General features: G+C 61.9%; 20 protein-coding genes and 2 pseudogenes. 11 read left to right on the top strand and 11 right to left on the bottom strand.

What is annotated here, in order from left to right; all coding sequences use genetic code 11:
• Positions 1-275: 275 nt before the first annotated feature.
• The 3 genes from J7U39_RS29845 to J7U39_RS29835 form a co-directional block, all read right to left on the bottom strand.
• Positions 276-758 carry a CBS domain-containing protein gene (locus J7U39_RS29845; protein WP_210633272.1) on the bottom strand — a complete coding sequence of 161 codons (483 nt, stop codon included), beginning with the start codon at positions 756-758 and terminating at the stop codon, positions 276-278.
• A gap of 167 nt (positions 759-925) precedes the next feature.
• On the bottom strand, positions 926-2,215 hold the full coding sequence (locus tag J7U39_RS29840; RefSeq protein WP_210633271.1) for an ATP-binding protein: 1,290 nt from the start codon (positions 2,213-2,215) through the stop codon (positions 926-928).
• Between the two features lie 2 nt (positions 2,216-2,217).
• Entirely contained in the window at positions 2,218-2,904 is a 687-nt protein-coding gene (locus J7U39_RS29835) for a response regulator (protein WP_210633270.1), read from the bottom strand.
• A 232-nt stretch (positions 2,905-3,136) separates the two neighbouring features.
• On the opposite strand from J7U39_RS29835, the gene J7U39_RS29830 reads away from it, so the two are divergent.
• Together J7U39_RS29830 and J7U39_RS29825 are read left to right on the top strand one after the other, a co-directional pair.
• Positions 3,137-4,210, top strand: a complete 1,074-nt coding sequence (locus J7U39_RS29830) for an efflux RND transporter periplasmic adaptor subunit (protein ID WP_210633269.1) — start codon at positions 3,137-3,139, stop codon at positions 4,208-4,210.
• The gene (locus J7U39_RS29825; protein WP_210633267.1) at positions 4,210-7,362 is read left to right on the top strand and encodes an efflux RND transporter permease subunit; all 3,153 of its coding nucleotides are present in this window, start codon (positions 4,210-4,212) and stop codon (positions 7,360-7,362) included. The genes J7U39_RS29830 and J7U39_RS29825 overlap by 1 nt, the downstream gene beginning before the upstream one ends.
• 252 nt (positions 7,363-7,614) lie before the next feature.
• Here J7U39_RS29825 and J7U39_RS29820 read toward each other — a convergent pair whose 3' ends face one another.
• The 3 genes and pseudogenes from J7U39_RS29820 to J7U39_RS29810 all read right to left on the bottom strand — a co-directional run.
• On the bottom strand, positions 7,615-8,334 hold the full coding sequence (locus J7U39_RS29820; RefSeq protein WP_210633265.1) for a ribonuclease activity regulator RraA: 720 nt from the start codon (positions 8,332-8,334) through the stop codon (positions 7,615-7,617).
• 10 nt (positions 8,335-8,344) lie between these two features.
• Entirely contained in the window at positions 8,345-10,087 is a 1,743-nt protein-coding gene (gene araD, locus J7U39_RS29815; protein WP_210633264.1) for an L-arabinonate dehydratase, read from the bottom strand.
• Positions 10,078-10,209: pseudogene (locus J7U39_RS29810) on the bottom strand (SDR family oxidoreductase); the annotation flags it as partial. The gene araD and the pseudogene J7U39_RS29810, both read right to left, overlap by 10 nt.
• On the opposite strand from J7U39_RS29810, the pseudogene J7U39_RS32100 reads away from it, so the two are divergent.
• Positions 10,200-10,416, top strand: a pseudogene (locus tag J7U39_RS32100) (alpha-L-fucosidase); the annotation flags it as partial. The pseudogenes J7U39_RS29810 and J7U39_RS32100 sit on opposite strands and share 10 nt — an antisense overlap.
• A 34-nt stretch (positions 10,417-10,450) precedes the next feature.
• On the opposite strand, the gene J7U39_RS29805 reads toward J7U39_RS32100, so the two are convergent.
• Together J7U39_RS29805 and J7U39_RS29800 are read right to left on the bottom strand one after the other, a co-directional pair.
• A complete protein-coding gene (locus J7U39_RS29805; RefSeq protein WP_210633263.1) occupies positions 10,451-11,593 on the bottom strand; it encodes a Xaa-Pro peptidase family protein in 1,143 nt (380 codons plus the stop codon).
• Positions 11,594-11,639: 46 nt separating this feature from the next.
• Complete coding sequence (locus J7U39_RS29800; protein ID WP_210633262.1) at positions 11,640-12,344, bottom strand: GntR family transcriptional regulator; 705 nt, start codon at positions 12,342-12,344, stop codon at positions 11,640-11,642.
• A gap of 137 nt (positions 12,345-12,481) precedes the next feature.
• Here J7U39_RS29800 and J7U39_RS29795 point away from each other — a divergent pair, with 137 nt between their 5' ends.
• A complete protein-coding gene (locus tag J7U39_RS29795) occupies positions 12,482-13,393 on the top strand; it encodes a dihydrodipicolinate synthase family protein (RefSeq protein WP_210633261.1) in 912 nt (303 codons plus the stop codon).
• A 52-nt stretch (positions 13,394-13,445) separates the two neighbouring features.
• On the opposite strand, the gene J7U39_RS29790 is transcribed toward J7U39_RS29795, so the two are convergent.
• Positions 13,446-14,504, bottom strand: a complete 1,059-nt coding sequence (locus tag J7U39_RS29790) for a LacI family DNA-binding transcriptional regulator (protein WP_210633260.1) — start codon at positions 14,502-14,504, stop codon at positions 13,446-13,448.
• 142 nt (positions 14,505-14,646) lie between these two features.
• Here J7U39_RS29790 and J7U39_RS29785 point away from each other — a divergent pair, with 142 nt between their 5' ends.
• From J7U39_RS29785 to ugpC, 5 genes are all read left to right on the top strand, one after another.
• Positions 14,647-16,968 carry an alpha-L-rhamnosidase gene (locus tag J7U39_RS29785; RefSeq protein WP_210633259.1) on the top strand — a complete coding sequence of 774 codons (2,322 nt, stop codon included), beginning with the start codon at positions 14,647-14,649 and terminating at the stop codon, positions 16,966-16,968.
• A gap of 37 nt (positions 16,969-17,005) precedes the next feature.
• Positions 17,006-18,289 carry an extracellular solute-binding protein gene (locus J7U39_RS29780; protein WP_210633257.1) on the top strand — a complete coding sequence of 428 codons (1,284 nt, stop codon included), beginning with the start codon at positions 17,006-17,008 and terminating at the stop codon, positions 18,287-18,289.
• 65 nt (positions 18,290-18,354) lie between these two features.
• Positions 18,355-19,233 (top strand): sugar ABC transporter permease, encoded by an 879-nt coding sequence (locus J7U39_RS29775; protein ID WP_210633256.1) that lies wholly within the window; start codon positions 18,355-18,357, stop codon positions 19,231-19,233.
• Entirely contained in the window at positions 19,230-20,057 is an 828-nt protein-coding gene (locus tag J7U39_RS29770) for a carbohydrate ABC transporter permease (RefSeq protein ID WP_210633255.1), read from the top strand. The genes J7U39_RS29775 and J7U39_RS29770 overlap by 4 nt, the downstream gene beginning before the upstream one ends.
• Before the next feature lie 4 nt (positions 20,058-20,061).
• Entirely contained in the window at positions 20,062-21,039 is a 978-nt protein-coding gene (gene ugpC, locus J7U39_RS29765) for a sn-glycerol-3-phosphate ABC transporter ATP-binding protein UgpC (RefSeq protein ID WP_210633254.1), read from the top strand.
• Between the two features lie 56 nt (positions 21,040-21,095).
• Here the strand turns inward: ugpC and J7U39_RS29760 are convergent, their stop codons facing one another.
• On the bottom strand, positions 21,096-21,446 hold the full coding sequence (locus J7U39_RS29760) for a type II toxin-antitoxin system RelE/ParE family toxin (RefSeq protein WP_210633253.1): 351 nt from the start codon (positions 21,444-21,446) through the stop codon (positions 21,096-21,098).
• A gap of 5 nt (positions 21,447-21,451) precedes the next feature.
• Complete coding sequence (locus J7U39_RS29755; protein ID WP_210633251.1) at positions 21,452-21,703, bottom strand: transcriptional regulator; 252 nt, start codon at positions 21,701-21,703, stop codon at positions 21,452-21,454.
• Positions 21,704-21,978: 275 nt separating this feature from the next.
• Between J7U39_RS29755 and J7U39_RS29750 the strand changes: the two genes are divergently transcribed.
• Both J7U39_RS29750 and J7U39_RS29745 read left to right on the top strand, forming a co-directional pair.
• Entirely contained in the window at positions 21,979-22,605 is a 627-nt protein-coding gene (locus tag J7U39_RS29750) for an SIS domain-containing protein (protein WP_210633246.1), read from the top strand.
• A 16-nt stretch (positions 22,606-22,621) separates the two neighbouring features.
• On the top strand, positions 22,622-23,860 hold the full coding sequence (locus J7U39_RS29745) for a glycosyltransferase family 2 protein (protein ID WP_210633244.1): 1,239 nt from the start codon (positions 22,622-22,624) through the stop codon (positions 23,858-23,860).
• Positions 23,861-23,879: the final 19 nt, after the last annotated feature.

Below are 23,879 nucleotides of genomic sequence, written 5' to 3'. Positions count from 1 at the left end.
CTCTCATTGATGCCGCGAGCGGGTGGGAAGATAGCGAGGGGCACCCAGCTTATTCGCGATCTTCTCGTCGGTCAGATCGTCGAGAGGCTTGGGGGCTATGCCCGCCTTCGCGCCAGCGAACTCTTGCCTCAAATCGACAATGCAAATGCTGCTCAACATGACGGGATCAAGGCGTGCCGCCCCTGCCACTCGCTGCTTTTTGTCCTGCCGCTGCTGTTGGTCCGGCCGGCCGCTGCGCTGGCGGATGATGGAGCCCGACCGACCAGCTTCCGGTGCTAGTCCGTCGGCTCAAGCAAATCGTCCAGTTTTTCGACGACGGCCCGAACCACGTCAGCGCGGCTGACGATGCCAACCAACACGCCGTCACGCAGGATAGGGACGCGCTTGATCCGATGTTTCAGCATCAGATCGGCCAACTCCGCAAGCGAGGCTTCCTCATCCGCGGCGATGATGGTCTCGTTCATAATCTCGCGGACATGCTGCTGGTTGAGGCGGATTTCGGCGAGAAACTCCGGGGCGAGCTTCTCGCCTTCGGCCAGCATGCGCAGCCATTGCGCTCGCTTGCTTTGAAACTGCGAGCCAAAGTGGCGCATCACATCGCCTTCGCTGACCAATCCAAGCAGCCGGTTATCGGCGTCCACCACCGGTACGGCGGTGATATGATGGATAAGCATGCACCGGGCGGCCTCGGCCACCGTGGTCTCAGGCGATACCGTAATTAAATCCGTTGTCATCACCGACTTGGCAGGGATCGTCATGTGTAAAGGCTCCAGCTAAAGGAGCATGCACGATACCGGATCGGCTTGGCGGCCGCCTTGACTTACCGCAATGTGCGATGGCGCGGTTCCCGCCCTTCGCGACCATCGCGCCCGTCGCTTTTACTTCGGGATGAGCAACCACGATACCAAGCTTCGTCGATTGGTGCTCAGGCCTGTTCGTCCGCCAAACCATAGGGTATCGGCTTCCTGGGAAGCTCCAGGGTGATCGCCAGCCCCCCCCCCTCCGGCAATGACGCATGCACGCGCCCGCCATGCCGTTCGACGGCCTGCCGGGTGATTGCAAGACCGAGACCGTATCCGCCTCTCGGCACCGCCTCTCTCCCGCGAGAGAACGGCTGGAAAATGCGTTCGAGTTCGTCCCGTTGGACGCCCGGCCCCTGATCCGTGACGCAGATTTTTAGCCGGTCGGCTGTCGCCTCTGAGGAGACCGAGATGTGCGAATGGTCGGCCGTATATTTGACGGCATTTCGAACGACGTTTTCGAGCGCCCGATAGATAAGCTCGCCTTCGACTTCGGCCCGGAAGGTGCCATCGACGCTCGTCGTGATCGAGATCTCCCGCGCCTGGGCTTCGAATGCCGCATCGCTGAGGATCTCGTTGAGGAGTTCGATGACATCGATGGTCTGCGTCTTCAGCGGCAGGCTGGATCCTGCCGTCAGCCTGGCGAGCGTCAGAACCTCGCCCACCAGCATATCGAGCCGTTCGACCTCGCGGTCCATTCGATCCAGCATGGCGCCGAGTTTGGCGGGGCTTTGCCGCAACACACCGACGGCGGCCTGCAGCCGGGACAGAGGCGAGCGCAGCTCATGGGAGACGTCATGGAACAGCCTCTGCTGCGCATCCTGTAGCTCCTGAAGGCGGGCGGCAGTGGAATCGAAATCATGCGCAAGTGCTGTGACCTCGTCCCTGCGTCCCGCCATCTTGTCGCCGATACGGACGTCGAAACGGCCGTGGGCAAGCGCGCTCAGGCCATCGCGAAGGTGGACGACGGGACGAATGAGGTATCGCGCCAGCGCGCCGGCCGCGATCGTGCTGGCGACCAGGATGGTGAGCCACGGCAGGAATGGTCCAAGGCTGTCGAAAGTGGAACCGGCCGGGGCCGACACGGAAAGCCGATAGCAGACTCCATCCTTCAGCATGGATCGGGCGGTGCCCGTGTCCTTCTCGGCGCAGGCGTCGGCGTCGTCGGGCTTGGACAAGGTCAGGCCAAGCGGTAGCGTCTTCTCGCTTGTGGTCACGAAACGCGCGGCGGCGGCTTCGCCGTCCTCAGCCAGAATATTTGCAGTCAGGTTGAGCACAAGCGTCCGCCGCTCATGTTCCAGCTCGCTTGCGAAGGGAACCGCCTGAAGGAGTTTGACGATAAGGATAACGGCAGCAAGGCTTGCCGCCAGAGTCAGCCAGATAATCCTGAAGAACTTCCAGAAAAGCCGGGGCATGGTCAGTCCACGAGAAGTTGATAGCCCTGGCCGCGAACGGACTGGATCCAGGATTGCCCGTCCTCCCGCAGCCCGAGCTTCTGGCGAACGCTGCTGATGTGGACGTCGATGCGGCGATCGAACGGGGTGAGCGGCTTGCCGAAGGCCCGCTTGGAAATATCCTGTTTCGACACGAGCTGGCCGGCGCTGCGGGCGAGAACCTCGAGCAGGCTGAACTCCGTGCCGGTGAGGTCAAGGCTTTCCCCCCGCCATTCGGCGATCCGGCTGCCCGGATGGATCACCAGCCGCCCTGCCCTGACCGTGTCTGTGGACATGCCGGCCGCCGGCTGACCTGCCCGGCGCAGGATGGCGCGCAGCCTCGCGGCCAGTTCGCCCGGCGAACATGGCTTCGGCACATAGTCGTCGGCGCCGAGATTGAGACCGGATATCCTGTCCACGTCGTCGCCTCTGGCCGTCAGCATCAGCACCGGAACCTGGCTCAGCTTCCTGATCCGCTGCAGCACTTCGATGCCGTTCATCCGGGGCATCATGATGTCGAGCACGATGATGTCGACCGTATTGCCGGCCGCCGCGGCAATGGCGGCGCGGCCATCCGTGTCCGTTACGACGTCATATCCTTCTTCGACCAGATATTCCTGCAGAAGTGTCGTCAGCTCCGCATCATCGTCGATCAGGAGAACCTTGTTCATTCGCGTCATCCATTATCAAGCCGGGCAAGCCATACAGCACAAACACGCTCAGGCGACCAAGTTTTACCCAACTTAACACTAACTTGACCGCACTTAACGTTCGCCCCGTTACATAGCGGTCATGACATCGACCCGCGCCGAGACCCGGTTGCCATGCATGAACGGTAATTCTTGGTCGAATTGGCGCCGATCGGGAAAAGGCGCCGATGCCTTGACGACAAGGAATGCATCGTTGAGAAAAACCTCCAGACTATTCGCCTCCGCCTTCGTTGCGATGGCGCTGTTTGCTCCCCTCCGCAACGCCATGGCGGAACAGGCCGCGGCAACCGCCCTCACTGTCTCTTTGACGGCGCCGGCTCAGCGGGACTGGCCTGAGACCGTTCCCGCGAGCGGATGGCTGAAACCGTGGCAGGAGGCGGTCATCGCCTCCGAGACGAGCGGGCTGCGCATAACCGATGTTCTGGTCGATATCGGTTCGGTCGTCACCAAGGGCCAGACGCTCGTGCGGCTTTCGCAGGAGAGCGTGCTTGCCGATCTTCGCAAGCAGGAGGCCGCCGTCGCGACCGCCAAGGCAAGCCTTTCAATGGCCGAAGCCAATGCCGATCGGGCGCGGCAGCTCCAGCCTTCAGGGGCGCTCTCCGACGAGAAGATCGTCGAATATCTCGCCGACGAGCAGACGGCGACGGCAAGTCTTGCATCCGAAGAGGCCGCGCTCGACAGCGAAAAGATCAAGGTTGCGCAGACGACCATAGCGGCCGTCGACGACGGCCTCATCACGTCGCGTTCCGCCGATCTCGGCGCCGTCGTCTCCGCCGGCACCGAACTGTTCCGCATGGTTCGCCAGCAGCGGATCGAATGGCAGGCCGAGGTTTCCGCTCGCTACCTCCCACGCATTTCACAAGGCCTGAGCGTCCAGGTCAACGGGCCTGAAGGCCACGCCATCGAGGGCAAGGTGAGGCTTGTCGGGCCGTCGGTCAGCACTGATACCAGCCGGGCAATCGTCTATGTCACGCTGCCGGCCGACACCCGTCCACGCACGGGCCTTTACGTCACGGGCAAAATCGAGCTGCAGACCTCCCCGGCGCTGACCGTGCCCGAGACCGCAATCGTGTTCCGGGACGGGATCAGTTACGTCTTCACTGCGAGCGAGGATCAACGGGTGCAAAGGGTCCGGGTGGAAACCGGCCGCCGCAACAATGGCGAGGTGGAAATCGTCTCCGGCATAGATCGGACGTCGAAGGTGGTGACCTCGGGCGGCGCATTCCTCTCGGACAATGACCTCGTGAAGATCGCGGAGAAAAACTGATGAACTTCTCGGCATGGTCGATCCGCAACCCCGTCCCGGCAATCTTGCTGTTCGTGATGCTGACGGTCGGTGGGCTTTTGGCCTTCAAGACCCTGGCGGTCCAGAACTTCCCCGATATGGACCTTCCGACGATCAGCGTCACAGCGACGCTCGACGGCGCAGCGCCGACACAGCTCGAAACCGAGGTCGCCCGCACCATCGAAGACAGTTTGGCTTCGCTCAGCTATCTCGACCACATCACCACGACCATCACCGACGGCACCGTCTCGATCAAGGTTTCCTTCAAGCTGGAGAAAAACAGCGAAGCGGCGCTCAACGAAGTCCGCAACGCCGTCGACAGCGTCAAGGGTGATCTTCCTTCGCAGATGGAGACACCAAGCGTCACCAAGGTCACGGTCCAAAGCTCCGCGCTGGTCACTTATGCCATCCGCTCGACTGCTCTCAACGAAACCGAGCTCTCCTGGTTTGTCGACAATGATCTGACCAAGGCGCTGCTTTCGGTGTCCGGCGTCGGACAAGTCAACCGCATCGGCGGGATCGACCGCGAGATTCACGTCGATCTCGATCCCGCGACGATGGCGTCGCTCGGGGTCACTGCGGCGACCGTATCGTCGCAGCTGAAGGCGGTGCAGGCGGATACTTCGGGCGGCCTCGGCGAAATCGGCGGCACCCGTCAAACCCTGCGCACGCTCGGCGCTCTGCCATCGGTCGAGGCACTGAAAGGACTGAGAATTCCCTTGGCCAACGGCCAGCAGGTTCGCCTCGACGAAGTCGCATCGGTAACGGACAGTTTCGCCGAGCGGTCCTCGATGGCCTATCTCGACGGCAAACCGGTGATCGCGGTCGAGATCAAGCGCTCGAACGGCTTTTCCGACAGCGGCGTCGCCGGCGATGTCGACAAGGCGATCAAGCAGTTCGCCGCCAAAAATTCCAATGTCCAGATCGACGAAGCCTACAGCACGATCGGGCCGATCATCGACAATTATGACGGTTCGATGCACATGCTGTTCGAAGGGGCGATCCTGGCGATCATCGTCGTCTGGCTCTTCCTTCGCGACTGGCGCGCCACGATCCTGTCGGCCGTGGCACTGCCCCTGTCAGTGATCCCGACCTTCCTGGTCATGTACCTCTGCGGCTTCAGCCTGAATATCATCACGCTGCTGGCGCTGTCGCTGGTGGTCGGCATCCTCGTCGACGACGCCATCGTCGAGATCGAGAACATCGCCCGCCATCTGCAGATGGGCAAACGGCCGATCGACGCCGCTCTCGAAGCCGCCAACGAGATCGGGCTTGCCGTCATTGCAACCACCTTCACGCTGGTCGCGGTCTTCCTGCCGACGGCGTTCATGAGCGGCATTCCGGGGCTTCTGTTCCGCCAGTTCGGGGTCACCGCCGCCGTCGCCGTCCTCGCCTCGCTCGTCGTCGCACGCCTGCTGACGCCGATGATGGCTGCCTATTTGATGAAGGCTGTCCCGCCGACGGAGGAAAAGGACTGCCGCATCATGCGCACCTATCTGGCCATCGTGAAGGCCGCTATGAAGCGCCGCAAGACCACGGTGGCCGTGACCGCCGTCGTCGTCGCACTTTCGCTCTCCACGATACCACTGCTGAAATCCGGCTTCCTGCCTGCTTCCGACGACGCGCGGACCCAGATCACGCTCACCATGCAGCCGGGCGCCACCATCGAGCAGACCGATGCGGCGACCAGAAAAGCCGCCGATATCGTCGGCAAGCTCACGGACGTCACCCGTGTCTTCTCCTCGGTCGGCTCCACATCTTCGGGCGGCGGCGGCCCGGACGCCAGCACCACGAGCAGCGTCAATTCCGCCACAATCGTCGCCGTGCTGACGCCGATCGGCGAGCGTGACCGAAAGCAGTCGGCAATCGAAAACACCATGCGGCAGGCTCTCTCGGTTCTATCAGGCGTGCGCGTCGCCGTCGGCGCCGGCGCCAACGGCACGAAGCTCGAGATCACCCTTGCCAGTGACGATGCCAACGCCCTCGACAGCGCAAGCACCGCACTCGAAGAACAGCTCCGCACGCTGAACGGCATCGGAGCGGTGACATCGACCGCGGCAAGGCAGGCGCCCGAGATCCAGATCACGCCCGACTTTGCGCGCGCCGCAGCGCTCGGGGTGACGTCGAGCGCCATCGCCGAGGCCGCGCGCGTGGCGACGAATGGGGAATATTCCGCCAACCTGCCGAAGCTCAACCTGCCGCAGCGCCAGGTTCCGATCGTCGTCCGCTTCAGCCCGGAGTCGCGCACCAGCCTGGACGATATCAAGAACATGCGGGTGGCGGGCACGAACGGCAATGTCGATCTCGGATCGATTGCCGATATCCGGATCAGCGGCAGCCCCTCCGAGATCGACCGCATCGACCGGATGCGCAATGTCACCGTGTCGGTCGAGCTCAATGGCCGCATCCTCGGCGACGTCAACCGCGAGGCGCAAGCGCTGCCGGCGCTCCAGCATCTGCCGTCGGGCGTGACACTCGTCGAACAGGGTGAACTTCAGCGCAGTTCGGAGCTGTTCCAGAGCTTTGCCCTGGCCATGGCGATCGGCGTGTTCTGCATTTATGCGGTCCTCGTCCTGCTGTTCCACGACTTCCTGCAGCCGCTCACCCTGCTGATGGCACTCCCGCTCTCGCTCGGCGGCGCGCTCGTGCCGCTGGTCCTGACCGGAACCAGCTTTTCGATGGCCGCCGTCATCGGGCTGCTCATGCTGATGGGCGTGGTGACGAAGAACTCCATCCTGTTGATCGAATACGCGATCATGTCGCGCCGCCAGGGCATGCCCCGCTTCGATGCCCTCGTCGATGCCTGCCACAAGCGCGCCCGGCCGATCGTCATGACCACCATCGCCATGGCATGCGGCATGCTTCCGGTCGCGCTCAGCCTGACCGGCGGCGATTCAAGCTTCCGGCAGCCGATGGCGATCGTGGTGATCGGCGGCGTGATGATGTCGACCTTCCTCAGCCTCATCGTCATCCCCGTCATCTTCACCTTCGTCGACGATCTGGACGAGGCGCTCAAGCGTCTTTTCCGTCGAGCCGAACCGAAAGCTCCCGACAGCGAACCGCAGGCTTCCAACGATCACGCGGCAATCACCTTCAAGCCCGGGCAATCGAGGCGAGGGCAAGGTCAGCGATGATCGCCTTCCGGCGAGCGATCAGCCGGATCGTCCCACGCCCGCTGCGGGCGAGGCTCGGTGAATCTTGATGGCAACGTCTTCGGTCGCGTTCCCCCCCGGAACAAGACCGCGGGACGTGTTCCCCCGCAGGCGGCGTCAGCCGCCTGCGCGTCCTGTCCATCCGATAAGCCAGGGCGCTGCAGGAGAGCATAATGAGGCGCACCTTCAAATGCATATAATCCCTGAACACCGCATGCTTCCAGTTGGAAAATGTCAGCGGCCGTGCTTGGCGCGCCAGGCGGCGAATTCTTCGAGATTGTGCGGCTGCGTCGCCGGATAGAGACCGATGATCGACTGGCCGGCCAGCACGCGCTCGGTCACGAAGTCCTCATAAGCGGTCATTTCCACGGCCTCCTCGGCAATCTCGTCGGCCAGTTCCGCCGGAATGACGATCACCGCTTCGTCGTCGCCGACCATGATATCGCCGGGCCAGACCGCCACGTCACCGCAACCGATCGGCACGTTGATGTCGAGCGCCTGGTGCAGCGTCAGGTTCGTCGGCGCCGAGGGGCGGTTGTGATAGGCCGGGATCGCCGATCTCGCTATTTCGGGGCTGTCGCGGAAACCGCCATCGGTGACGACACCCGCCACGCCGCGCACCATCAGCCGCGTGACGAGGATCGAGCCGGCGGAGGCGGCGCGTGGATTCTTGCGGCTGTCCATCACCAGGACGGCGCCGGGGGGGCAGCTTTCCACGCAGGCGCGCTGCGGGTGTTCGGGATTGCGGAAAACCTCGAGCTTGTTCAGGTCCTCGCGCGCCGGAATGTAGCGCAGCGTATAGGCCGGGCCGACCATATTGCGGCCTTTGCCGGCGACCGGCTGCACATCCTGGATCGTCTGGTTGCGCAGGCCGCGCTTGAAGAGCGCAGTGCTGATGGTGGCGACGCTCACCCGCATGAGTTTTTCGCGCGTGCTGTCTGAAAGTGTGATCATGCATGTCCTCCTAGAAAATGTCCGGTTCTCCGGCTGCCGCTCCGAATTCGGGCAGCAGATAATCGAAATCGCAACCCTTGTCGGCCTGGCTGACATGGGAGGCGTACATCCAGCCGTAGCCGCGGCCGAAACGATCCGCCGGCTGCATCCAGGCGGCGCGGCGCCGGACCAGCTCCGCCTCGTCGACCAGCATATCCAGCCGGCGGTTGGGGATGTCGATCCTGATGATGTCGCCGTTCCGCAACAAAGCGAGCGGGCCGCCGACATGGGCTTCGGGCGCCACGTGCAGCACGCAGGCGCCATAGCTGGTGCCGCTCATGCGCGCATCCGACAGCCGCAGCATGTCGCGATATCCTTGCTTCAGCAGCGCCTTGGGCATCGGCAGCATGCCCCATTCCGGCATGCCGGGGCCGCCGAGCGGTCCGGCATTGCGCAACACCATCACATGATCCGGCGTCACATCGAGCGTCTCGTCCTCCACCGCCGCCTTCATGTCGGGGTAACTGTCGAAGACCAGGGCCGGGCCTTGGTGGACATGGAAGCGCGGGTCGCAGGCGACGGGTTTGATCACCGCGCCGTCGGGCGCCAGATTGCCCTTGAGTACGGCAAGCGAGCCCTCCGGATAGATCGGATTGGAAAGCGGGCGGATCACATCGTCATTGTAGATCTTTGCATCGGCCAGAGCCGCGCCCAGCGTTTCCCCCGAAACCGTCAATGCGTCGAGATCGAGCCGCTCGCGGATCTGCGACATCAGCGCCAGAAGACCGCCGGCATAGTAGAAATCCTCCATCAGATAGGTCTTTCCGGACGGACGGACATTGGCGACTACCGGAGTGACGCGGCCAAGCGCGTCGAGATCGTCGAGCGTCAGCGCGACCCCGCCCCTGCGCGCCATGGCCAGGAGATGGATGACGGCATTGGTCGAACAACCGGTCGCCATGGCGACCGTCGCCGCATTGCGAATGGCCGCCGGAGTGACGATCCGGTCCGGCGTCAGATCTTCCCAGACCATCTCGACGATCCGCCGGCCTGAATGAGCCGACATGCGAATATGGTTGGCATCAGCCGCGGGAATCGAAGAGACCCCCGTCAGCGTCAGCCCCATCGCATCGGCAATTGCCGTCATCGTCGAAGCGGTGCCCATCGTCATGCAATGGCCGTAGGAGCGCGCAATGCCGGCTTCAATGCCGGCCCATTGCTTGTCCGATATCGTTCCGGCGCGCCGCTCGTCCCAGTATTTCCAGGCATCCGAGCCGGAACCGAGCTGCTGGCCCGCATAGTTGCCCCGCAGCATCGGCCCCGCCGGCAGGTAGATCATCGGTACGCCGGCGCTGAGCGCGCCCATGATGAGGCCAGGCGTGGTCTTGTCGCATCCTCCCATCAACACCACGCCATCGACGGGGTGGGCGCGGATCTGCTCTTCGGTCTCCATCGCCAGAAGGTTGCGGTAGAGCATGGTCGTGGGCTTCATGAAGTTTTCCGACAGCGCCAGCGCTGGCATCTCCACCGGAAAGCCGCCCGCCTGTAGCACGCCGCGCTTCACGTCTTCGACGCGATGCTTGAAATGGGCGTGGCAGGGATTGAGGTCCGACCAGGTGGACAGGATGCCGATCAGCGGCTTGCCGCCCCAGTCACCGGCGTCATAACCCATCTGCATCAGGCGCGAGCGATGGCCGAAGCCGCGCAGGTCTTCGGATGCGAACCAGCGCGCCGACCGCAATTCCCCCGGCGCCTTACTGATTTTCAAGGACATGCCCACATGCCTCCGTCTTCGTAAAGTCTGTGACCATTGATGTACCTCGAAGCCTCCGAGGCCAGAAAGATACAGGCGCCCGTCAATTCCTCAAGCCTGCCCCGGCGGCCTGGATGCGCTGGCCGGCAAGATCGAATATGCGCAATTCCTACATGACGCCAGCGATGTCACCTGGCTGCGCCCGGCCGCCGATACCTTATGAGCAAATACCAGTTCCCGGTCGCCGAGGATGAACTGACCTTCATCCTGCGGTGCGCCGACCTAAGCTCGTGATCCCGGTCATAGAGGTCAAGCTCAAGTCCGGACGCGCTGCCGGCGTTCAAAATTGAGGTGCAGTTGCCTGAGCGGGCGGACGGCGCCCGCTCAGGAGAACGGCTCGGTCGGTCCGGCCGCCGGATCGGTGAACCAGCGCGGACCGTCCGCGGTCATGCAGATATGGTCCTCCAGCCGGATCCCGAATTTATCGGGGAAGACGATCATCGGTTCGTTGGAAAAACACATGCCGGCGGCAAGCGGCGTGTCGTTGCCGCGAACGATGTAAGGCTCTTCATGGATCTCGAGCCCAAGGCCATGTCCGGCGCGATGCGGCAAGCCCGGCAGGCGGTAGTCGGGGCCGAGCGAATGTTTGGCGAGCACCTTGCGGGCCGCATCGTCGAGGCTCGAGCAGGCGGCGCCGATCCGGGCGGCATCGAAGACGGCCTGCTGCGCCTCGCGTTCGATCCACCAGGCGCGTTCGAAGTCGCCGTTACCGCCGCCGAGCATATAGGTCCTGGTAATATCGGAATGGTAGCCGTCGATCCGGCAGCCCGTGTCGACGAGAACGACCTCGTCGTCGCCCAGGATCTGATCGCCGTCGGCGCCATGAGGAAGCGAAGTCGCCGCACCGAAGGAAACGATTGCGAATGTCGAGCCGTCGTCGGCACCCGCCTGGCGATGCTGCCGATCGATGAAATCGACCACCTCGGATGAGGTGATGCCCGGCTTCAACAGCGCGTGCACCTGTCTGTGGACGTCGAGCGTCAGGTTCATCGCATGTTGAATGAGCGCGATCTCGGCCGCCGACTTGATGCGGCGCGGGCCATGGATCAGCCGCCCGCCGTCGGCGAGCCTGTCGGCGCCCATCGCCGCTGCCAAGGCGTGATAGAAGAACAGCGGCAAACTATCGTCGAGGGCGAGCGTGCCGCCCTGGCCGACAAGCCGGGCGATGAGCGCTGCACTGCTTTCCTCCTCTTCCCAGACCAGGATTTCCCCCGGCAGATGCGGCAGCGTTTCGACGCGGCTGCGCTCGAAACCCGGAACGATGTAGGAAACGGCCGTGGGTGTGATCAGCGCGCCGAGGAACCTTTCGCTCGGATGCCAGACGAGCCCGGTGAAATAACGCAGGCTTTCGGTCGGGCCGAGAAGCAGGCCGGCAAGCCCTTCGGCTTCAATCGCTTCGCGAAGCCTGGAAAGGCGGATCTGACGCTCGTCTTCAGTGATCCGGGGTACGGGGTGCTGCCATGACATGTCGTTTTCCTGTTCTTACCGTTTATGCCTGGTCCAGCGTAGCGCTTCACGACAGACCGATCGCCACCGGCCGATCGAGGTTGCGGGCGAGATAATCCTGAATCTGCCGGACGATCTGGCCGGCGTGGGCAATCGCCAGCCGATCGGCGCGTTCGGCGTCTCCGGCGTCGATGGCGGCGATGATTTCCTCATGCTCGTCGACGTATTGGCGGGGCAGCCGGTCGTCGAAGGTCGAATAATACAAGCGAAGGATGCGCCGGCCTTCGTCGAGCAGTTTGGCGAAGAAGGCCGTGTAATAGGCGTTGCCGGCAAGCTCGGCGATCGCCACGTGGAATTCGCGGTTCGCCTCGATCATCGCATAGGCGTCGCGCGCGGCAACCGCGCCGGCGAAGTCCTTCTGGTGGCGGCGGATGGTCTCCATGATCGCGTCGTTCCGCCGACCGGCGGCCCCGCGCGTCGTCACCCGGTACATCAGCGTCAGCGCTTCGAAATAGGTAGGCAGGTTGGCGAAATCGATCGGCGCAACGATCGTGTTCCGGTTCGGCAGGGTCGTGACCAGCCCATCGGCGGCAAGCCGTAACAGCGCCTCGCGGATGGGTGTCCTCGACATGCCGAAACGCTCCGACAGCCGCACCTCGTCGAGCGGACTGGCTGGCTCCAGCGCCATCGACAGGATCTCCCCGCGCAGCGCGGCATAGATGCTCTGCGTGCCGGAACCGCGCACCCGCACATTTTCCGCGTCGTTCTGCATGCGTCCCTCCCTTTGATGAGAGCCTTGTAGTGCGTTTTGGCCGATTTCGGCAACGCCCCACGAATTTACAAATTACCGCGATTGAGTCTTGTCGACAGTTTGTATATAACGAACCGACTTTAATGGAGTTTCGATAGATGACAACAGGATGGAAGGGCGTATTTCCCGCCGTAACGACGCAGTTCAACGAAGATCTTTCCGTGGATCTTTCCGCAACCCAGCGTGTTCAGGACGCGCTCGTCAACGACGGCGTCAACGGCCTGATCGTCATGGGCACATGCGGTGAGAACAACTCGCTCGATCCCGATGAGAAGCGCACGATCCTCAAAGCCGCCGTCGAGGTCGTCAACGGCCGCGTTCCTGTCGTGACGGGCGTCTCCGAATTCGACACGCGCCGCGCCGTCGCCTATGCCCGCGACGCCGAAAAACTCGGCGCCGACGGGCTGATGCTGCTGCCGGCCATGGTCTATGTCCCGAAGCCGGAGGAGCTGATCGCGCATTTCCGCACCGTCGCCGAGGCGACCTCGCTGCCGATCATGCTCTACAACAATCCGCCCGCCTACCGCGTCAACATCGGCGTCGACGTGCTGAAGGTGCTTGCCGACGTGCCGAACATCAAAGCGGTCAAGGAAAGCGCCCCGGATCCACGCCGCTTCACCGATCTCATCAATGCCTTCGGCGATCGTTTCGATATCTTTGCCGGCCTCGATGACGTCGCGCTTGAGGGCCTGATGCTCGGCGCCAAGGGTTGGGTCTCCGGCCTGACCAGCGCCTTCCCTGAGGAGTCCGTGCAGCTCGTTGCAGCGGCCGAACGCGGCGACTGGGAAGAGGCCCGCAGGATCTACCGCTGGTTCATGCCGCTGCTGCATCTCGATGCCGAGCATGACCTCGTGCAGTCGATCAAGCTCGCCGAGCAGATCATGGGCCGCGGCTCCGAGCGCGTCCGCATGCCGCGCCTGCCGCTTTCGGGTGCACGGCGCACCGAAGTCACCGCCATGGTCGAGAAGGCTGCTGCGACGCGCCCCTCGAAACTCGGCAAGGCAGCCTGAGATCACGAGGCCGGCGAGCGCGCAGCCGCAGCCGGCCTTACCATCTCTGGCGCTATGTGCCTGGAGCGTTAACGGAGCGAGTCAGGCTGTTGCGGCTGACCAGCGACGGTATCTGGAAAATGTGCTCGGCGCCGGTGCGGCCCTCTATTCTGGAAATCAACGTTCGGGTGGCGACCTGGCCGAGTTCCCTGCCCGACTGATCGATGCTTGCGAGATTGACGAGGCCGAGCGCTGCGGTCGACGAATTGTCATATCCGACGACGGCAAGATCCTCGGGCACGCGCACACCCGTTTCCATCGCCAGGCTCAGAAGGGTGATGGCGTCGAGGTCGCTCCAGCAGAACACCGCGCGCGGCCTGTTCTTTCTCGATAGGAACTTTCGCATCGTTTCCTCCCGCTTTGGCGGGGCGATCGGAATTTTGGTGATCGGCGCAGACGATCCCAGTCCGGCGCGCTGTATCGCCCGGCGAAAGCCGATCTCACGCTGGCGCACGACGGAGACCTGGTGCCCTTCACGCTCGCCGAGGCTCAGCATCTCGATGTCGCGATAGCCGCAGGCAAGCAGCGCTTCGACTGCGATTTCCGCCCCGCGCTGGTCGTCGGCATTGACCGTATCGAAGGCCGTGGCGCCGGCATCGTGATAACCGACCGCAACGATCGGTATCTGAGCCGCGAACTTTGCGATGATGTCCGAGGGCAGGCGCGGCGCAACCAGGATCAGGCCGTCCATCTTGTAGTCGATCATCGACTCGATCAACGACGTCTCCAGCTGCACGCGCGCGTCGCTGACGCCGATCATCGCCTGGTAGTGCGAAGGCGCGAGCACGCCGTTGACGCCGGCAATCACCTCCGGAAGGAAGGGGTTGCGGATGTCGATCAAAAGCACGCCGATGGTGAAACTCCGGCCGCGCAACCCGCGCGCCGCCCGTGAGGGGCGATATCCGAGAACTTCGATAGCCTCGATCACCTTTGCCCGTAATGCTTCACTAACGCCATAAGCGTTTCGCATCACCTTGGAAACTGCGGCGACCGACACGCCCGCATGCGCTGCCACTGTCCGGATCGTCACGCGATCATTTCGTTGCAGTCTTTTTTGCTCTTCGATCGACATGAAATCTCTGGACTACTCTGCGGGCCGTCACAATCGCTCGCAGAACCACCATGGCAGACTGGCGACGAAATTTCTATTGCGCTTCCGAAAAAAATGTAGAACGTTATATGGAGAACGTTCTACAACTCTCCGGGAGGACTTGATGAACTTTCAGCCGGCAGCCATCGACGGCAATCTCGTTTCGCGCGCCTGGGCCGGAGAGATGATCGCACCACGATCGGACCGCGGCCAGGGAACGGCCGCAAGCTTCGTCTCCAAGACCTTTGATCATGACGGCACCGGCCTTCCGATAGAACTCTTCATCTCGGCGCTCGGCCTCTATCGCTGCTTCATCAACGGCGCCCGCGTCGGGAACGATGTGCTGACGCCCGGCTGGACAAATTACGACGCCCGCATTGCCTATCAGCGATACGACATCTCGAGATTGCTGAAGTCAGGCTTCAACAGGATAGAAATCTGGCTCGCCGACGGATGGTACCGCTCGCCGATCATGTGGGGCGCCCAGGCTATTCCCAATTGCTGGGGCGACAGGATCGGGGCCATTGCGGATCTGGTCGGCCCCAGCGGCACCCTTCTTTCTACCGACACGACATGGCAAAGCGGCCTTCTGCCGATCCAGAAGTCGGGGATTTATTTCGGCGAGATTTACGACGCACGCCTGGAAAACGTCGCCGAAACCCACGGGACCGCGCGATTGCCGTTCGACACGGGGCTGCTCGTCGCGCATGAGACTGCGGCGGTGCGGGAGCTGCAGCCGCTCGCCCCTATCGAAAGCTGGACCGATCACGAAGGCAGAACGATCTATGATTTCGGCCAGAATGTCGGCGGTTACGTCAGATATGCGGTCCGTGGCGTCGGCGGCACCGAAGTGCGGGTCGAGCACTCGGAAGTCCTTGGGCCGGAACGCCATTTCGACAATCGCAACTATCGCGCGGCGGCCGCGCATACCCTCTATACGCTCAGCGGAGATGGCGACGAGACCTATGCGCCCCATTTCACCTTCCACGGCTTCCGTTATGCCAGGGTGACGATCAAAGGCGAAGCGGAGATTCTTGCGATCCAGTCGATCCCGATCTCCTCGGTGCCGGAACCGGCCGGCGGCTTTACCTCGGGCAATCCTCTCGTCAATCGACTGGTTGAGAATACCATCTGGTCGCAGCGCGCCAATTTCATCGAAGTGCCCACGGATTGCCCGCAGCGCGACGAACGGCTTGGCTGGACGGGTGATGCCCAAGTCTTTGCCGCGACGGCCTGCTGGCTGAGCGACAGCCAGTCCTTCCTCAGGAAATATCTGCGGGATGTGATGGCCGACCAGCGCGAAGACGGCGCCGTTTCGCATTTCTCGCCTGACCCGACACGTCTGCACCCGGGCAATTTCCCGGGCTATGCCGGCTCGACCGGCTGGGGTGACGCGATTGTCGTGATCCCCTGGGTCCTCTACACCCATTACGGCGACCGGTCGGTTCTTTCGGAGTGCCTGGGCTCGATGGTGCGCTGGGTCGATTTCGTCTGGTCCATCACGGATGGCCCGATCGTCCGTCCGCCCTCGCATTGGGGCGCCCGCGGCTTCACCTTCGGCGACTGGCTGCAGCCGGTCGGCGATAACAGAAAGCCGCGCCCGACAATTGCCGACGATTGTGCAGCCACCCTCTACCACTTCATCTCGACGGATCTTCTGGCGAAGATCGCAGGCGTGCTCGGCGAGCAAATGCTTGAAGAACAGATGAAAGGCCGCGCCGACAATATCCGGATGGCCTTTGCTAATGAGTTCATCACGCCGGCAGGGCGGCTCGCCCATAATGACCAGACATCCTACGCACTCGCTTTCCTCTACGATCTGATACCGGCGGTGCATGAGGAAACCGCTCGGAAGCATTTCCGGAAGGTGATCGTCGACGCCGACTACAAGATCGGCACCGGTTTCATCGGCACGCCTGCCCTTTTGCCGGCCCTGACGAAGCTCGGAATGGACGATCTCGCTGAAAAGGTCTTCCTGCAGGACGACGTGCCGGGCTGGCTTTACCAGGTGTCGAAGGGAGCGACGACGATCTGGGAGCGGTGGGATTCCATGGCGCCCGACGGCACCATCTACGAACCCGACATGAACAGCTATAACCACTATGCCTATGGCGCGGTCTGCCAATGGCTGTTCGAATGTGTTGCCGGCATTTCGCCGAGCCCGGCCGCACCCGGCTTTGCCGAAGTGATCGTCGACCCGGCACCGATCCGGTCGCTTTCGTCGGTTTCGGCCTATCACGATATCAGCCAAGGGCGCATCGAGGCCGGCTGGCACTGCACCGGCAGCGAGGTCACCTATGTGCTGACGCTTCCGGAGGGTTGCGTCGGCCGCTTCCGGCCCGGCCGGCGGCACCGGAATGCGTCACTCAATGGCGAGCCTGTCATTGAGGAGGCGGTTCTCCCCCCGGGTACGCACCAGCTGGTCTTTTCCCTACCCGATTACTGAGGAGCATATAGGTCACACCGTTCAGAGGAGGAACGTCATGACACATCGGATAAAGCTCATTCTTGCCGGCGCATCCGCGCTTCTGGCCTTGGCTGCGGCCAGCCCGTCGCATGCGGAAACCACGCTGTCTTTCCTGATCGACAACAACCCCGACACGGTCGCGGCAGCCGAAGCACTGGTTGCCGCCTACCAGGCCAAAGCGCCCGACGTGACGATCGAAATCGAGCCGCGGGCAGGCGGCGGCGAGGGTGACAACATCATCAAGACGCGCCTGGCGACGGGGGAGATGTCCGATGTGTTCCTCTATAATTCCGGATCCCTCTTACAGGCGCTGAAGCCGGCGCAGACACTTGTCGATCTGAGCGGTCTCGCCTCACAGGCGAAGGTGGTTGAAGGCTTCAAATCGGTCGTCCGTGCCGATGGCAAGCTCTACGGCGTTCCCTTCGGCACGGCGATGGCGGGTGGCATCCTCTACAACAGGAAGGTCTATCAGGACCTCGGCCTCACCGTTCCGAAGACATGGGCGGATTTCATGGCCAACAATGCCAAGGTCAAGGCTTCGGGCAAGGTCGCCGTGGCCCAGACCTATCGCGATACCTGGACCTCGCAGCTGTTCGTTCTGGCCGACTATTACAATCTGCATGCCGCCGTGCCGAACTTCGCCGGCGACTATACCGCCAACAAGGCGAAATATGCGAAGACGCCCGCCGCCACAAAAGGCTTCGAACGGCTGAAGGATGTTCACGACGCCGGCCTGATGAACGAGGATTTCGGCGCGGCAAGCTATGACGATGGCCTCAGAATGGTGGCGACGGGCGAAGCGGCGCATTATCCGATGCTGAGCTTCGCCATCGGCGCCATCAAGCAGAATTATCCCGAAAATCTTGCAGATGTCGGTTTCTTCGCGCAGCCGAGCGACGATGCGGCGACGAATGGTCTGACCGTCTGGATGCCGCCCGCCCTCTATATTCCCCTGACCAGCCAGCACACAGAGGAAGCGAAGAAATTCGTGGATTTCGCCGGAAGTGTCGAAGGCTGCAAGATCATGGTGGAAACCAACACCGTGCAGGGGCCTCCGCTGATCAACGGCTGCGATCTGCCTGCCAACGTACCGCCTGCCGTAAAGGACATGCTCCCCTATTTCGACGCCAAGGAAAAGACGACCCCCGCATTGGAATTCGTATCGCCGGTGAAGGGCCCGGCTCTCGAGCAGATCACCGTCGAAGTCGGTTCCGGCATTCGCCAGCCGGCCGAGGCAGCGAAGCTCTATGACGAGGATGTGCGCAAACAGGCCAAGCAGCTCGGCCTGCCCAACTGGTAGCGGTCACTCGGGCCAGCTAACCTCGCTCCTGACGGGGCGAGGTTTCCCCGATCGAAGAGGTAGTCATGACCGAGACACCCCCGCACTCGCGCAAATCGCCCTACCCGCTGTGGTTTTTCATTCCCGCCGCCATCATCTACGGCGTGCTGTTCCTTTTTCCGACCATATCGTCTCTCTGGTACAGCCTGACGCGCTGGGATCTCTCGACGGCCCAATTCATCGGGCTCGAAAATTTCCAGCAGTTCTTTTCCGAGCCGTTCTTGGTCAAGGGGCTGGTCAACACCCTGCTCTATGCCGTGACGACATCTGGCCTGAAAACGGTCTGCGGCCTGCTGCTCGCCGTGCTGCTCACCAGCAATATCTTCGCCCGCGGCTTCCTGCGCACGCTGGTCTTCTTTCCCGTGTTGGTCTCGACCATCGGCATCGGCATCACCTTCACGGTGATGATGCATCCGACCAAGGGCATCATCAATGTTACGCTCGAGACGCTCGGCATTCCTGGGCCGGGATGGCTGACCAATCCGGCGCTCGCGCTTTTTTCGGTGGCCCTCGTCGACGTCTGGAAGGGCGTCGGCCTCGCCACCCTGATTTTCATCGCTGGTCTTGCTGCGATCAGCCCCGATTATTACGAGGCGGCGAGGATCGACGGCGCCACGCGGCTCCAGCAATTCTTTCGGATCACCCTACCGCTCGTGCGTCCCGCCACCGTCATCGTGGTGACCTTGTCGCTGATCGGCGGGCTTCGTTCCTTCGATCTCATATGGGCCATGACCCGCGGCGGACCCGGTTTCTCCTCCGATGTGATCGCCTCGGTTATCTACAAGCAGTACCAGGCTGGTTTCTATGGACTGTCGACGGCTGGAAACGTCATCCTGTTCGCGCTGATCGCCGTGATCATCCTGCCCTTCACCCTAAGGTTCGACCGGCGCGAGGTCGAGGAATGAGAAGCGTCCGCCCCTATCTGACGGGTGCGATAGCCCTTGCCGTCGCGGCCGTCATCTTCGTTATGCCTTTCGTTTTCGTCGCCCTGCAGGCGGTCAAATCCAAATCCGAGGCCTCCCGGCTCGATTTCGAACTTCCTGAGCATTGGCTGTTCTGGGACAATCTCGTCGCCGTCTTCAAGGCGCGCGACTATCAGCTCGTGCTCGCCTATTTCAATTCGACGCTGATCACGGTCGTTTCCGTCACGATCCTGATCCTGCTGTCGGCGATGGTCGGATATGTGATGCAGCGCCGCAAGACGGCGTGGAACCGCGTGGCTTTCGCTGCGCTGTTCATGGGCCTGATGATGCCGCCGGCCGTTGTTCCCACCATCGGCCTTCTGCAGGACATCGGCCTCTTCAAGACCATGACGGGAATGATCCTGATCCAGGTTGCCTATAATCTCTCCTTTTCGGTCCTGCTCTATCGGTCGTTCATTTCGACCATCCCGCGCGATCTCGACGAGGCGGCGCTGATCGACGGCGCCAAGCCTCGGCAGATCTTCTTCAGGGTGGTCCTGCCGCTGCTGAAGCCGGTGACCGTGACCAATATCGTCGTCCAGTCGATCGCGATCTTCAACGATTTCACCAATCCGCTCTATTACCTGCCGGGCAAGGAGAACGTGACGGTGCAGCTGACGCTCTATAATTTCCAGAGCATGTATTCGAGCCAGTATAATCTGCTCTTCATGAACATCCTCCTCGTGACGATCCCGCCGCTGATCGTCTTCATCTTCTTCAACCGCCAGATCGTCGCAGGCATGACGGCAGGCGGGGTCAAGGGATAGCAGAATGGCTGAGCTCACTCTCAAACAGGTTCGCAAGAGCTTTGGCGCCCTTGAGGTCATCAAGGGCGTCGATCTGGAGGTTGCCTCCGGCGAGTTCGTCGTTTTCGTCGGCCCGTCGGGATGCGGGAAGTCGACGCTGCTGCGCATCATCGCCGGCCTGGAAGAGACGACCTCGGGCAGGCTGACCATCGGCGGCAAGGACGTGACCTATGCGGAACCTTCCGAGCGAGGCATCGCCATGGTGTTCCAGAGCTATGCGCTCTACCCGCATATGACGGTTGCCGAGAATATCGGCTTCGGACTTTCGCTCGCCCGCCGCCCTAAGGCTGAAATCGCCGAGAAGGTTGCGGCGGCGGCCGAAACGCTGCAGCTCACCCATCTCTTGCAGAGAAAGCCGAAAGCGCTTTCCGGCGGCCAGAGGCAGCGTGTCGCCATCGGCCGGGCCATCGTGCGCGATCCCAAGGTTTTCCTCTTCGACGAGCCGCTCTCCAATCTCGATGCTTCCCTGCGGGCACAGATGCGCCTGGAGATCTCGGAACTCCACGCCCGTCTGAAGTCGACGATGATCTATGTCACCCATGACCAGGTCGAGGCCATGACGATGGCCGACAAGATCGTCGTCCTCAACGGTGGCGCGGTCGAGCAGATCGGCAGCCCAATGGAGCTCTACCGCAATCCCGCGACACCCTTCGTCGCCGGCTTCATCGGCAGCCCGAAAATGAACCTCTATGGCGGCGAGACGGCACGGCGAATGAATTGCGCGACCTACGGCATCCGCCCGGAACATGTCAGGCTTTCGGAAGGCACCGGCCAGTGGCAAGGCAGAATCCGCCATGTGGAACGGCTCGGCGCCGACGCGATCCTTTATCTCGACGTCCCCGAACTCGGTGAAATGATCGTGCGCGCCGAAGGCGAAACGCCTTTCGGGCCTGGCATGACGGTCTGGGCAAACCCGCTGGAGGGAGCGGAACACCGGTTCTGAGTCCGGGTTAAAGCGCACATCGAGGATCAATCCTACCGACCGAAGATTCCGCGCCCTCACGGCAGTTTGTTTGAGAGAGCCGCCAGATCCTCTTTGAGCCGGACCGGCAGATTCATCCGTTCGTGAAGAATGCTCATGACACCAAGATCGCCGTTCTTAAGCTCGCGAAAGAACACGTAATGTTGTTCATAACGACCGAAATAGGCCAACCGCTTGATGTCTGTCGGAACTGCCAGACGTTGCGGAAGCTGTCGCCAGATCGACCGATCCTCGCACAAACGCTGCAAATAGGCGTGCAGCCCGAAAATGTAGGCATCCGCCTGCTTCTCTCCCCACGCCTCAATCGTGTCGCGCCAAATCTTGTCCTGCGCGTCGTCAGGGCGCGGATAAAATCGATAGGCTGCCATCAGGCTTATTGACGCTTGTTGCGGCGGATGACGTCTTCGGCCGAAACCGCGATGAATTCGCTGTCTTCAGCCCGCATCGCCGGCGCAAGCTCTCTTTGCAGCATGTCCCAGGCCTCATTACGGGACTGCAAGTCGCGGCGAATGAGCGCACGAATATACTCGCTGGCGTTTTCATAAAGGCCGTCATCGCCGATCTGCTGCTGGATATGATCCTGCAACTGCCCACTGACCTTCACATGAATGCTACCCGATGCCATCGGCATACCCTTCGTTTTGTCTATGATGGGTAGCGTGGCACATATTGTCAATATTCATCACGCACGCCTTCGTAGCTTTAATAACTGGTCGGGTTCAGCAGCGCTAAGGTCGAGCAGTAACCCTCACGTCGGGGCCGGATGCTTGACGGAAGACCGTTAGTTGCAAGCCCGTGACACTCGTTAACAACCATCCGGAGGGATGCCGGGCAACTTGCCTTTGTATCATTTAGTCTTTAAGGACGCCCCAATTTCGAAGGCGTAGAGGCTGAACCAGCATGTCACACAACCAGACCATACCCTCGGACCTCGCCGTGACGGCCGGCGATCTCGATCGCTATTTTACATTTCTCCGCCATGTTCTCGTGAATGCAGCCGCGTCGCGGCGGGGTGACGAAAGCCTCGATTATGCAACTGCGATGAGTGAGGCCATGCGGCTGGCCCGTGCTACCCATGATGCCGGCCGGAAGATCATCTTCATCGGTAACGGCGGCAGCGCCGCGATTGCCAGCCATATGGCGACGGACTATTCCAAAAATGGCGGACTCCGCGCCATGGCAATGAACGATGGCGCGACGCTGACATGCCTCTCGAACGACCTCGGCTATGAGAACGTATTCGCAAAGCAGATCGAAATGCATGCGAATGAAGGGGATCTGCTGGTCGCGATCAGCAGTTCAGGCAGATCGGAAAGCATCACCAAGGCCGTCCGCACCGCCCGCGAAAAAGGCGGCGCCGTTATCACCCTGAGCGGCTTCGCTCCAGGCAACCCGTTGCGTGCGCTCGGCGATTTGAACTTCTACGTCGCCTCCGATCAATATGGCTATGTGGAGATTGCCCATCTGGCGATCTGCCACGCCATATTGGATTTTTCCTGCGGCCTCGTCCCGCCCAGCCTTTCCTAAGAGCCTTATCACGCCCATGAATTTCCCCCACATCCACGATCCGGAACTGTCGCTCCTTACGCCGGACGACGACGTCACCGACCCGGAAGTCACCATTCTCGTCCCCTCGCTCAACGAGGAATTGACGATCGGAACCTTCGTCGACTGGTGCCGTCAAGGCATCGCGGCAAGTGGTGCGGCGGTCGAAATCCTGATCGTCGACAGTTCGACCGATCGCACGCCGGAAATCGCACGTGAGCGGGGCGCGCGCGTGTTGCGGACGCCGAAGCGCGGCTTGGGCAGAGCTTACATCGATGCCATTCCCTTCGTCCGCGGCAAGTTCATCATCATGGGCGATGCGGACTGCACCTATGATTTTCGCCAGATAGCGCCCTTCATCGAGGCATTCCGGAAGGGATCCGAATTTGTCATGGGCTCGCGGTTCAAAGGCTCGATCGAGGACAATGCGATGCCGCTGCTGCATCGCTATTTCGGAACGCCGCTGACGACGTGGATTCTCAATCGGATGTTCGGCAGCCGCTTTTCCGACATCCATTGCGGCATGCGGGGCATCAGTGTCGATGCGCTGCTTCGTATGGATCTCCGCTCGCAAGGGTGGGAATACGCCTCGGAAATGGTGCTGAAATCAGTCCATATGGAGCTTGCGACGACCGAGGTGCCGATTCACTTCCTGAAGGATCCGGAAGGACGGCTGAGTCACATGAAGCGCCGAGGCTGGATGGAGCCCTGGCGCGCCGGCTGGCGCAATCTGCAAGCGATGTTTGTCTACGGGTTCGATTTCTTTTTGATCTGGCCGGGCTTCCTGCTGCTGGCCCTCGGCTTGATCACCATGTTGCCGCTGCTCGCGGGACCTATGTCGATAGCAGGCGTGCGGTTCTCCTCGAATGCCATGCTGTTTGCGATGGCTCTGGCCGTCCTTGGTCAATCAATGCTGATTTCGGCAGCGATCGGTCGGGTGATCTTTGACTATTCGGGACATGTGCAGCCTCGCCTCGAGCGGCGCCTTCCCTACAATGCAACGGTATGGGGATCGGTTATCGCCGTTCTGGCAGGCGTCTTGCTGGCGGTTCCGCTCTTCGATTCCTATGTCGGGAACGGCTACGTGCTGCCCGAGATCGGCATCGAGACCAACTGGGCCGTCTTCGGGCTGTGGCTTATCATCACGGCGTTCCAGATCTTTATATCAGGGCTCATGATACGAGCGCTCGGGGTCATGCTGCCCGTCAAGAAGCCTGCGCCGCCTCTCGCGGGATAAGAGCCACGAAAGGGCGATC

The organism is Rhizobium sp. NLR16a (assembly GCF_017948245.1).
Taxonomy (GTDB): Bacteria; Pseudomonadota; Alphaproteobacteria; order Rhizobiales; family Rhizobiaceae; genus Rhizobium.
The sequence above is the reverse complement of the archived record's forward strand: the minus strand, read 5'-3'. Positions and strand labels throughout refer to the sequence as shown.